Below are 9,748 nucleotides of genomic sequence, written 5' to 3'. Positions count from 1 at the left end.
CCTCAAGATGAGATTTCCCATTCCGCAAGGAAGTAAGATCCCTGAAAGATGATCAGGTTGATAGGTCTGAGGTGGAAGTGTGGCGACACATGGAGCTGACAGATACTAATCGATCGAGGACTTAACCACATTTTGAATGATGTCACACCTGTTATCTAGTTTTGAGAGAACACTCTCAATTTGTTTGGTGGCGATAGCGAAGAGGTCACACCCGTTCCCATGCCGAACACGGAAGTTAAGCTCTTCAGCGCCGATGGTAGTCGGGGGTTTCCCCCTGTGAGAGTAGGACGCCGCCAAGCTTTTATCTTAAATTATTATCATCGCGGGGTGGAGCAGTTCGGTAGCTCGTCGGGCTCATAACCCGAAGGTCGCAGGTTCAAATCCTGCCCCCGCAACCAAATATATCAATGATATAAGAAGTGCCCTAAAGGTGCAGATAAAATCATTTAATACAAATATGGTCCGGTAGTTCAGTTGGTTAGAATGCCTGCCTGTCACGCAGGAGGTCGCGGGTTCGAGTCCCGTCCGGACCGCCATTATTGTAAACGAAACGATCATGTTTTCGTTTTTTTTGTGTTTTCTTTTACTGTATCTTCTGCTTGGTGTGATAACCAAGCTTTCTTTATATCGGCAATATCTTGGATATTCCAGCAAAATTCGTTACACTAGGAAGAGCACATATAGGTATAAGCAGGTTGAAAGGAGGTTTTGGTTCATGGATGAATTTGATTTGATACATAGCATTACTCCGCGGACCATTCACCATTCTTCCGTTGATGTAGGAATAGGTGATGATGCAGCTCTCTACACAGCGAAACACGGCGTTCAGGAAATTGTTTGTGTTGATACTATGGTAGAAGATGTGCACTTTAAATTACACTATTCCTCACCTGAAGATATCGGGTATAAGGCGTTAGCTGTTAATATAAGTGATATTGCGGCGATGGGAGGCATTCCTAAATTTTATTTGGTATCACTTGCGGTACCTTCAAAATGGACGGAATCTGAAATCAAGGCAATGTATGAAGGAATGAATGAACTGGCGAAACTATATCATATGGATCTGATTGGCGGCGATACAGTCTCGACCTCTGACAAATTAGTCGTAACGGTCACTGTGATCGGTGAAATAGAAAAGGGACGAGCTTGTTTGCGCAGCTTGGCAAGACCGAATGATATTGTGTTTGTAACAGGGGAAATTGGTTCATCTGCAGCAGGACTTTCTTTATTGCTGGAAAAGACCAATCCTCAAAACACATCTGTTGCAACGGATTACTTTATCAACAGGCATAAACGGCCTCAGCCCAGAGTAAGCGTGGGCAGATTATGCTCGAGTATTAAGCGGGCAGCTTTAAATGATATCAGTGACGGATTAGCTAGTGAACTAAATGAGATTGCAGAAGCCAGTAGTGTTTCAATTGAAATTGATGAAAGCATTCTTCCGGTCCATCCTGACTTGCCTAAGCTTCATTCTAACTGGAAAGAATGGGCTTTGTTTGGCGGAGAGGATTTTGAGCTGACAGGGACGGTTACAAAGGAAGAATGGGAAGTGTTGAAGCAGGAGTGCGAAATATGTCAACTGCCCATTACAAAGATTGGCCATGTCAAGGAAAAAACAGAATTCAACGTGATCCTAAAAACCGAAAAAACGACAATGGCCTTAGAGAAAAAAGGATATAATCATTTTAAATAAGACGGGTGACTCGTGTGAAGCAATTAAAGTGGAGAACTGTAAATCCTGAAGAAACAAAAGCAATAGCAAAACTTACGGCATCGTTTGCTAAACCGGGAGACGTCCTGACATTGGAGGGCGATTTAGGAGCCGGAAAAACGACTTTTACGAAAGGCTTTGCGGAAGGTCTTGGCATTACACGTGTTGTAAACAGTCCGACGTTTACAATTATAAAAGAATATAACGATGGCTCACTTCCTCTTTACCATATGGATGTGTATAGAATGGAAGACGAAAGTGAAGATTTGGGACTTGATGAATATTTTCACGGACAAGGTGTCTGTCTCGTTGAATGGGCACATTTAATTGAAGAGCAGCTGCCGCAGGAGCGACTGCAAATTGTCATTAAAAGAGCCGGTGATGATGAAAGAGAGGTCACCTTTACAGCTGTGGGGAATCGGTATGAAATGCTTTGTGAGGAGATAAGTAGACATGACAATATTAGCAATTGATACATCAAATTATACGTTGGGCATTGCGCTGCTTCGAGAAGACACCGTCATAGCAGAACACATGACATATTTAAAAAAGAACCATTCTGTAAGAGCAATGCCTGCTGTTCATTCATTGCTGAACGAATGTGGTATGACACCGCAGGATCTTTCTAAAATTGTTGTTGCAAAAGGCCCTGGTTCATACACAGGGGTAAGAATAGGTGTGACGCTCGCCAAAACGCTTGCCTGGTCTTTACGCATTCCTATTTCTGCTGTATCAAGCCTTGAGGCGCTTGCAGCAAATGCCCGGCATTTTGACGGTCTGATCAGCCCTATCTTTGATGCGAGACGGGGACAGGTGTATACAGGTCTTTATGAATACAAAAACGGGCTTTTGGAGCAAGTGGTTCCTGATCAAAATGTGCTGCTGGCTGAATGGCTGGACATGCTAAAAGAAAAGGATCGCCCTGTTTTGTTTTTAGGTCATGATACTTCGATTCACAAGCAGATGATAGAGGATACGCTTAGGACAAAAGGGATCGTTGGAGCTGCTGCTCAGCATAACCCGCGTCCTTCAGAATTGGCTTTTCTAGGGGCGGAAAAGGAAGAAGCTGATGTTCACGGACTTGTCCCGGATTACTTGCGGCTGGCAGAAGCTGAAGCGAAATGGATTGAAAGTCAAAAGTAGGGTGATAGGATGAAAACAAAAGCAGCTGTCAGAAACATGCGGCTTGATGATATTGATCACGTATACGAAATTGAAACATCCTCCTTTACGTCTCCTTGGACGAAGGATTCGTTTTACCATGAGCTGCTGGAAAATCCGTATGCTCATTATCTCGTGATTGAAAAGGACGGCCATGTTGCTGGGTATTGCGGAATTTGGATTGTGATGGACGACGCCCAAATTACAAACATAGCGATAAAACCGGAGTATCGCGGCCAGTCTTTAGGAGAAGCACTTTTTCGTTCAGCGATTGAACTGTGCAAAGAAAAAGACGCAAGGCGGCTTTCGCTTGAAGTAAGGGTTTCGAATCATCCTGCTCAAGGCTTATATAAGAAGTTCGGGATGCAGCCCGGCGGAATAAGAAAGAACTATTATACTGATAACGGGGAAGATGCGTTAATTATGTGGGTGACGATAAATGACTGAGCAAAAAGAGCTTTACGTATTAGGAATTGAAACAAGCTGTGATGAGACAGCGGCAGCTATCGTAAGAAACGGGAAAGAAATTATATCAAACGTAGTAGCCTCTCAAATTGAAAGCCATAAGCGCTTTGGAGGCGTTGTTCCGGAAATTGCTTCTAGACATCATGTTGAGCAAATCACTTTGGTTATAGAAGAGGCTTTTCGTAAAGCTGGCATGACATATAGTGACATCGATGCGATTGCAGTAACGGAAGGTCCGGGACTGGTGGGAGCACTTCTTATTGGAGTGAACGCTGCTAAAGCATTGAGCTTTGCGCATAACATTCCGTTAGTTGGCGTTCATCATATAGCCGGTCATATATACGCGAACCGTCTTGTAGAAGACATTGTGTTCCCGGCACTGGCATTGGTCGTTTCAGGAGGCCATACGGAATTGGTTTATATGAAGGAACACGGATCATTTGAAGTCATTGGGGAAACGCTCGATGATGCAGCAGGAGAAGCTTACGATAAAGTAGCGCGAACAATGGGACTGCCGTATCCGGGTGGACCGCAAATTGATAAGCTTGCTGAAAAAGGAAATGACAATATTCCGCTTCCTCGCGCATGGCTTGAAGAAGGCTCTTACAACTTCAGCTTCAGCGGGTTAAAGTCTGCGGTGATCAATACGCTTCATAATGCGTCTCAAAAAGGACAAGCGATTGCTCCGGAAGATTTGTCTGCCAGCTTTCAAAATAGCGTAATTGATGTCTTAGTGACCAAAACGGCGCGTGCGGCAAAGGAATATGGGGTCAAACAGGTCCTTTTAGCCGGAGGAGTAGCTGCAAACAGAGGCCTCAGAGCTGCATTAGAAAAGGAGTTTGCCCAGCATGAAGGGATTGCGCTTGTTATACCTCCATTAGCCTTATGCACAGATAATGCTGCGATGATTGCGGCGGCTGGTACAATTGCTTTTGAAAAGGGAATTCGCGGTGCATATGATATGAATGGCCAGCCCGGCCTTGAATTGACTTCTTATCAAAGTCTCACGAGATCATAGCGTGAGACTTTTCACCTGTTATTAACAGATAATTCACAATTTATCCACATATCTGTGAGTAATTATAGAGATATAGATAGATAAAGGGCTGAAGTCACTGTTGATAAAGTGGATAAATTCAGAATATTTTGTGGGTAATGTGTATAAAGCGCTTACTTTGTTTGTTTATAGGGTAAATTTCTGTGGATAAAAAAGCACCTCTAAAAAGAGGTGCTTGACTTTTTAACCTTCTTCTGTGGATAGTTCTTCCCATTCGGACAAAAGAGATTCCAGCTCTTGATTGAGTTTTTCATTGTCTGCATGGATCGCTTGTACCTTTTCATGGTCTTGATAGACTTCAGGATCACATAGCAATTCATCATTATGACTAATGTTTTCTTCAATGGTTTGAACAGTGGTTTCAATTTCTTCAATCCGACGGAGCCGTTGACGTTCTTTCTTTTTCCATTCTTTCTCTTCTTCATATGAACGTTTTGAGTCAGACTTAACCGAAGCAGGCGTTTTTTCGATTTCCTCTTGCTGATTCATTTTCTCCAATTCAAACTGCTCTGTTTTTTTCTCGGTATAATAATCGTAATCTCCCAGATACTCCTCTATATGGTTTGGAGAAAGCTCCAATACTCTTGTGGCGATTCTGTTAATAAAATATCTGTCATGTGAGACAAATAACAGTGTACCAGGATAATCAATCAGCGCGTTTTCGAGAACTTCTTTGCTGTCCAAGTCCAGATGGTTCGTCGGTTCATCAAGGATGAGAAAATTGGCTTTTTGAAGCATCAGCTTAGCAAGGGCCAATCTTGCTTTCTCACCCCCGCTCAGTGAATGGACGGGTTTCAGTACATCATCTCCCGAGAATAAGAAATTTCCGAGACAAGTTCGGATTTCTTTCTCAGGAAGACCGGGGTACTCATCCCAAAGCTCATCAAGGACACGCTTAGAAGAAGTTAACTCAGCCTGCTCCTGGTCATAGTAGCCGACACTGACATTTGAACCGTATGAAATTGTTCCTTGATCTGGCTTTAGGGTGTCCATTAATGTTTTCAGCAATGTCGATTTACCGATTCCGTTAGGGCCGACAAGCGCGGCGCTTTCTCCTCTTGTGAGCATGAACGACACTTCTGTTAAAAGCGGCGGCTGGTTTTCATAGCTGATTGTGAGATCCTGAACGCGCAGAACTTCATTTCCGCTCTGTTTTGTAATATTAAAATGAAAGTTTGCGGATTTTTCATCGCCGAGCGGTTTTGACATGACTTCCATTCGTTCCAGCTGCTTTCGTCGGCTTTGCGCTCTTTTGGTGGTAGAAGCTCTCGCTAGATTTCGGTCTACAAAGTCCTGAAGCTTTGCGATTTCATCCTGCTGCTTTTCATACACTTTAAGATCTTTTTCATACTGCGCGGCTTTTTGGTCGAGATAAGTACTGTAGTTGCCGTGATATTTTTTGCTTTCAGCTCTTGATACCTCGTATACTTGGTTTACTACTTTGTCCAAAAAGTAGCGGTCATGCGAAACAATGAGAATGGCGCCTGAATAGCCTTGCAAATAATGTTCAAGCCAGGTTAACGTATCAATATCGAGATGGTTTGTCGGCTCATCGAGAATGAGCAAATCAGGCTGTGTTAACAGAAGCTTACCGAGGGCCAGCCTTGTTTTCTGCCCCCCGCTGAGGCTTTGCACCTGTGTTGAATCGTCAAAATGGCTGAAACCAAGTCCATGAAGCACAGATCTGACATCCGCTTCATATTGATAGCCACCTTTATCTTTGAATTCCTGCTGAAGCCGGTCATACGTTTTCATGATGCTTTCCAGTTCACCAGGGTCAGCTGCCGCCATTTTTTCTTCGATAGCCCGCATATCCTTTTCCATTTCTTTTAAGTGGTCAAAAACAGTCAGCAGCTCTTCTTTTATGGTAAGCTTAGAAACCAAGCCCGTATGCTGGGCGAGATATCCCATTGTCATATCTTTTGGTTTAATGATTTCGCCCTTTTCATACGAAAGCTGGCCTGCGATAATTTTAAGCAGCGTGGATTTTCCCGCGCCATTTCTTCCAACAATGGCGACGCGATCACGATTTCTGACTTCCAGCTTTATATTGTTTAAAATAGTATCAGCACCAAATGATTTGGACAGCTGATTAACTTGTAAGATCATCATATTATTTCACCTCTGCTATAATAAGTTAAGTGTAGCTTATGAACCAGAAGTCAGCAAACAATACATTGGCCGAATAAGACATAGAGAAGAAAATAGTGTATGATCTGTTTAAGGAGAGTTTTAATATGAATGGATTTTCTCATTTTAATGAACAGGGCAGAGCCCAGATGGTGGACATCAGCGAAAAATCTTCGACTGTCCGTACTGCGGCGGCTGTTTCAAGCGTACACATGAAAAATGAAGTGTACGAGAAAATACAAAGTCACGATATCGGCAAAGGAGATGTACTGGCTGTTGCACAGGTGGCAGGCATTATGGCCGCAAAGCAAACGTCGAATATCATTCCGATGTGCCATCCGCTTTCATTGAGCGGGGTAGATATATCGTTTGACTGGCAAATAAAAGAAGCAGAAGTTATACTTCATATAAAAGCACAGGTCAAAACGAAAGGGAGTACAGGTGTGGAAATGGAAGCGCTCACTTCTGCATCGGTGTGCGCTCTTACCGTTTACGATATGTGTAAGGCTCTTGATAAGGGAATGGTCATCGGTCCTACTTTCTTGCTGGAGAAAACAGGCGGGAAAAACGGTGACTTTAAAAGAGAACTATCCGAGTATAATGTGGAGGACCAAAAATGAATAAGGATCAATCAAAAATTCCGCAGGCGACGGCAAAACGGCTGCCGCTTTACTATCGCTTTTTAAAGAATCTGCATGCATCAGGAAAACAGCGTGTATCATCCGCTGAACTCAGTGATGCCGTAAAGGTTGATTCTGCCACGATTCGCAGGGATTTTTCCTATTTTGGAGCTCTTGGCAAAAAAGGATACGGATATAATGTGGATTATTTGCTGTCATTTTTCCGAAAAACGCTTGATCAGGATGAGATGACAGACGTCATCTTGATTGGTGTGGGGAACTTGGGAACGGCATTTCTTCACTATAATTTCACAAAAAATAATAACACAAAAATTTCTATGGCTTTTGATATAAATGAGAGTAAAATAGGAACTGAGGTAGGCGGCGTGCCTGTCTATAACCTTGACGACCTTGAACAACACGTGAAAAATGAATCAGTTGCCATTCTTACAGTGCCAGCAGTTGCCGCTCAATTGATTACAGACAGATTGGTCGCATTAGGAATCAAGGGAATTCTTAATTTTACGCCGGCCCGTTTGAATGTGCCGGAACACATTCGAATTCATCATATAGATTTAGCTGTAGAGCTTCAGTCACTGGTTTATTTCTTGAAGCATTATTCAGTTTTAGAGGAAATCGAATAGAGGGAAAGGAGGAGCCCAAATATGCCGATCGGTCCTGGAAGCCTTGCTGTTATCGCCATCGTTGCTCTGATCATCTTCGGTCCCAAAAAGCTGCCTGAGCTGGGGAAAGCTGCAGGAGACACACTTCGTGAATTCAAAAATGCTACTAAAGGATTAACGAGTGATGACGAGGAAAAAAAGAAAGAAGATCAGTAAGTTAGGATGACACGAATGAAAGTGAATCAAATGTCGCTTCTGGAGCATATTGCTGAGCTTCGAAAACGATTGCTGGTTGTGGCGCTGGCATTTGTCGTTTTCTTTATCGCAGGATTTTTTTTAGCAAAGCCCATGATTGTTTATTTGCAAAAAACGGATGAAGCGAAGGAGCTTACACTTAATGCGTTTAATCTGACAGACCCGCTTTTTGTGTTTATGCAATTCGCGTTTATCATCGGGATTGTCCTGACCTCACCGATTATTCTTTATCAGCTTTGGGCTTTTGTGAGCCCAGGCCTCTATGAGAAAGAGCGCAAAGTAACGCTCAGCTACATTCCGATCTCTATTTTGCTGTTTTTAGCGGGCTTATCTTTTTCATATTATATTTTATTTCCTTTTGTTGTTGATTTTATGAAGCGGATTTCTCAGGATTTGAATGTCAATCAGGTGATCGGAATTAATGAATATTTTCAGTTCCTTCTGCAGCTGACGATTCCGTTTGGACTGTTGTTCCAAATGCCGGTTATCCTCATGTTTTTGACCAGGCTTGGAATTGTGACACCGATGTTCTTAACGAAAATTAGAAAGTATGCGTATTTTACGCTGCTTGTGATTGCTGCCCTGATTACTCCGCCTGAGCTTTTGTCTCATATGATGGTCACTGTTCCGCTGTTGATTTTATATGAAATCAGTATTCTTATATCGAAGGCTGCCTATCGGAAAGCGCAGAAAAGCAGTGCTGCCGATCAGGACGTGTCTTCCGGGCAATAATAGAAAATCCATTTCTCATTGAGAAATGGATTTTCTTTATTTCTGGTTCTTTTTGATTTTAAATGAAAAGGCGAACATCTTAAAAGAGATGCTGATGTTGTAAGCGGCGAACACCATCAGCAGGATGGAGTAAAATGACCACATGCTGCCTGGCGAGCTTGCGGCAAGATAAGTAAAGATGCACCCTACGGCAAAATAGATCATTCCCCAAACTACCGGGTTTCTCATAAAAACAATCCTCCAATAATCAATTGCATTTGTGTGCTCTGCTGTTCGAGGTACTTCTGAACAGGTTCAAGCTGCATGATGACGACAAATGTATTCATCATGACATGGGCGAAAATCGGCACCCATATCCGTTTTGTTCTCGCATATAAAAAGGCAAAGGTAAAGCCCATTGCGGTATAAAGAAGTAGATGCTTCAAATCAGCGTGAACAATACCGAAAATAACCGAGCTGATCAATCCGGCAAAGAAGAAATTTGTTTTTTCATACAGTGTGCCGAAAATGATTTTTCTGAAGATGATTTCTTCTAATATAGGACCGACGACGGAAGAAACCATAATCATGAGCGGGACTGCCTGAATGACATCTAGAATTGCTTGCGTATTCTCTGATTCTCTTCCGATGCCGAATATATAATATTCAATAGAGCCTGCTATTCCTTGAGAGAAAAGGGCAATGAAAAAACCGGCTATCGCCCAAAGGATAGAAAGTCCGATTGAGTCCTTCTTTCCGTTGCGCAGCGTTTCTTTCGGAACAGTTCTCAGAATGAGCAGAACGACAACGAGACAGACGATAAAGCTGATGACGGACCATAATCCTTGGGCATGCAGCATATTCTCCTTGGTAGGCTGTCCTCCGGCATAACCGAATTTAAATAACAAGGGAATCCCGATTAATGCGGAAAACTGCATGATGATATATGTCAGGATAATAAACCAATACTGTTTTCTCAAATGGTATGTACTCCTTTGTTAAGTGTGTTTCGTTC

12 protein-coding genes, 2 tRNA genes and 2 rRNA genes are annotated in these 9,748 nt (G+C 42.8%); 13 read left to right on the top strand and 3 right to left on the bottom strand.

Annotated features, from left to right (window positions below):
* From Q3W56_RS06580 to tsaD, 9 genes are all read left to right on the top strand, one after another.
* Positions 1-129: ribosomal RNA gene (locus Q3W56_RS06580) — 23S ribosomal RNA — on the top strand; the annotation flags it as partial.
* Positions 130-183: 54 nt separating this feature from the next.
* Positions 184-299, top strand: a 5S ribosomal RNA gene (rrf, locus tag Q3W56_RS06575).
* Between the two features lie 22 nt (positions 300-321).
* Positions 322-398 (top strand) — tRNA-Met (locus Q3W56_RS06570).
* Positions 399-459: 61 nt separating this feature from the next.
* Positions 460-536, top strand: a tRNA-Asp gene (locus Q3W56_RS06565).
* Positions 537-715: 179 nt separating this feature from the next.
* On the top strand, positions 716-1,693 hold the full coding sequence (gene thiL / locus Q3W56_RS06560) for a thiamine-phosphate kinase (protein ID WP_268400543.1): 978 nt from the start codon (positions 716-718) through the stop codon (positions 1,691-1,693).
* 14 nt (positions 1,694-1,707) lie between these two features.
* Positions 1,708-2,184, top strand: a complete 477-nt coding sequence (gene tsaE, locus Q3W56_RS06555; protein WP_003225701.1) for a tRNA (adenosine(37)-N6)-threonylcarbamoyltransferase complex ATPase subunit type 1 TsaE — start codon at positions 1,708-1,710, stop codon at positions 2,182-2,184.
* Complete coding sequence (tsaB, locus tag Q3W56_RS06550; protein WP_302894894.1) at positions 2,165-2,854, top strand: tRNA (adenosine(37)-N6)-threonylcarbamoyltransferase complex dimerization subunit type 1 TsaB; 690 nt, start codon at positions 2,165-2,167, stop codon at positions 2,852-2,854. The genes tsaE and tsaB overlap by 20 nt, the downstream gene beginning before the upstream one ends.
* 9 nt (positions 2,855-2,863) lie before the next feature.
* Positions 2,864-3,319 carry a ribosomal protein S18-alanine N-acetyltransferase gene (gene rimI, locus Q3W56_RS06545; protein WP_019713471.1) on the top strand — a complete coding sequence of 152 codons (456 nt, stop codon included), beginning with the start codon at positions 2,864-2,866 and terminating at the stop codon, positions 3,317-3,319.
* Positions 3,312-4,355 (top strand): tRNA (adenosine(37)-N6)-threonylcarbamoyltransferase complex transferase subunit TsaD, encoded by a 1,044-nt coding sequence (gene tsaD / locus Q3W56_RS06540; protein ID WP_019713472.1) that lies wholly within the window; start codon positions 3,312-3,314, stop codon positions 4,353-4,355. Before rimI ends, tsaD begins: the two co-directional genes overlap by 8 nt.
* Before the next feature lie 222 nt (positions 4,356-4,577).
* Here the strand turns inward: tsaD and Q3W56_RS06535 are convergent, their stop codons facing one another.
* Positions 4,578-6,506: an ABC-F family ATP-binding cassette domain-containing protein gene (locus Q3W56_RS06535; RefSeq protein WP_302894893.1), complete on the bottom strand. Its 1,929-nt coding sequence runs from the start codon at positions 6,504-6,506 to the stop codon at positions 4,578-4,580.
* Positions 6,507-6,631: 125 nt separating this feature from the next.
* Here Q3W56_RS06535 and moaC point away from each other — a divergent pair, with 125 nt between their 5' ends.
* The 4 genes from moaC to tatC are packed head-to-tail and all read left to right on the top strand — an operon-like array spanning position 6,632 to position 8,754.
* Positions 6,632-7,144: a cyclic pyranopterin monophosphate synthase MoaC gene (gene moaC / locus Q3W56_RS06530; protein WP_302894892.1), complete on the top strand. Its 513-nt coding sequence runs from the start codon at positions 6,632-6,634 to the stop codon at positions 7,142-7,144.
* The gene (locus Q3W56_RS06525; RefSeq protein WP_302894891.1) at positions 7,141-7,788 is read left to right on the top strand and encodes a redox-sensing transcriptional repressor Rex; all 648 of its coding nucleotides are present in this window, start codon (positions 7,141-7,143) and stop codon (positions 7,786-7,788) included. The genes moaC and Q3W56_RS06525 overlap by 4 nt, the downstream gene beginning before the upstream one ends.
* Before the next feature lie 21 nt (positions 7,789-7,809).
* Complete coding sequence (tatAY, locus tag Q3W56_RS06520; protein ID WP_003225684.1) at positions 7,810-7,983, top strand: sec-independent protein translocase protein TatAY; 174 nt, start codon at positions 7,810-7,812, stop codon at positions 7,981-7,983.
* 6 nt (positions 7,984-7,989) lie between these two features.
* Complete coding sequence (gene tatC / locus Q3W56_RS06515) at positions 7,990-8,754, top strand: twin-arginine translocase subunit TatC (protein WP_302894890.1); 765 nt, start codon at positions 7,990-7,992, stop codon at positions 8,752-8,754.
* A gap of 36 nt (positions 8,755-8,790) precedes the next feature.
* Here tatC and Q3W56_RS06510 read toward each other — a convergent pair whose 3' ends face one another.
* Together Q3W56_RS06510 and Q3W56_RS06505 are read right to left on the bottom strand one after the other, a co-directional pair.
* The gene (locus tag Q3W56_RS06510) at positions 8,791-8,982 is read right to left on the bottom strand and encodes a YdiK family protein (protein WP_003225680.1); all 192 of its coding nucleotides are present in this window, start codon (positions 8,980-8,982) and stop codon (positions 8,791-8,793) included.
* Positions 8,979-9,713 (bottom strand): CPBP family intramembrane glutamic endopeptidase, encoded by a 735-nt coding sequence (locus tag Q3W56_RS06505; RefSeq protein ID WP_302894889.1) that lies wholly within the window; start codon positions 9,711-9,713, stop codon positions 8,979-8,981. Before Q3W56_RS06505 ends, Q3W56_RS06510 begins: the two co-directional genes overlap by 4 nt.
* Positions 9,714-9,748 lie beyond the last annotated feature (35 nt).

It is taken from the genome of Bacillus sp. C28GYM-DRY-1, assembly GCF_030519405.1.
In the GTDB taxonomy this organism is placed as follows: Bacteria; Bacillota; Bacilli; order Bacillales; family Bacillaceae; genus Bacillus; species Bacillus spizizenii_A.
This window is presented reverse-complemented; position numbering and strand designations above follow the sequence as displayed.

Excerpts from the sequence above, each read along its gene's own strand:
- thiL (WP_268400543.1), top strand. The coding sequence starts at position 716 with ATGGATGAATTTGATTTGATACATAGCATTACTCCGCGGACCATTCAC.
- tsaB (WP_302894894.1), top strand. The coding sequence starts at position 2,165 with ATGACAATATTAGCAATTGATACATCAAATTATACGTTGGGCATTGCG.
- rimI (WP_019713471.1), top strand. The coding sequence starts at position 2,864 with ATGAAAACAAAAGCAGCTGTCAGAAACATGCGGCTTGATGATATTGAT.
- tsaD (WP_019713472.1), top strand. The coding sequence starts at position 3,312 with ATGACTGAGCAAAAAGAGCTTTACGTATTAGGAATTGAAACAAGCTGT.
- Q3W56_RS06535 (WP_302894893.1), bottom strand. The coding sequence starts at position 6,506 with ATGATGATCTTACAAGTTAATCAGCTGTCCAAATCATTTGGTGCTGAT.
- moaC (WP_302894892.1), top strand. The coding sequence starts at position 6,632 with ATGAATGGATTTTCTCATTTTAATGAACAGGGCAGAGCCCAGATGGTG.
- Q3W56_RS06525 (WP_302894891.1), top strand. The coding sequence starts at position 7,141 with ATGAATAAGGATCAATCAAAAATTCCGCAGGCGACGGCAAAACGGCTG.
- tatAY (WP_003225684.1), top strand. The coding sequence starts at position 7,810 with ATGCCGATCGGTCCTGGAAGCCTTGCTGTTATCGCCATCGTTGCTCTG.
- tatC (WP_302894890.1), top strand. The coding sequence starts at position 7,990 with ATGACACGAATGAAAGTGAATCAAATGTCGCTTCTGGAGCATATTGCT.
- Q3W56_RS06510 (WP_003225680.1), bottom strand. The coding sequence starts at position 8,982 with ATGAGAAACCCGGTAGTTTGGGGAATGATCTATTTTGCCGTAGGGTGC.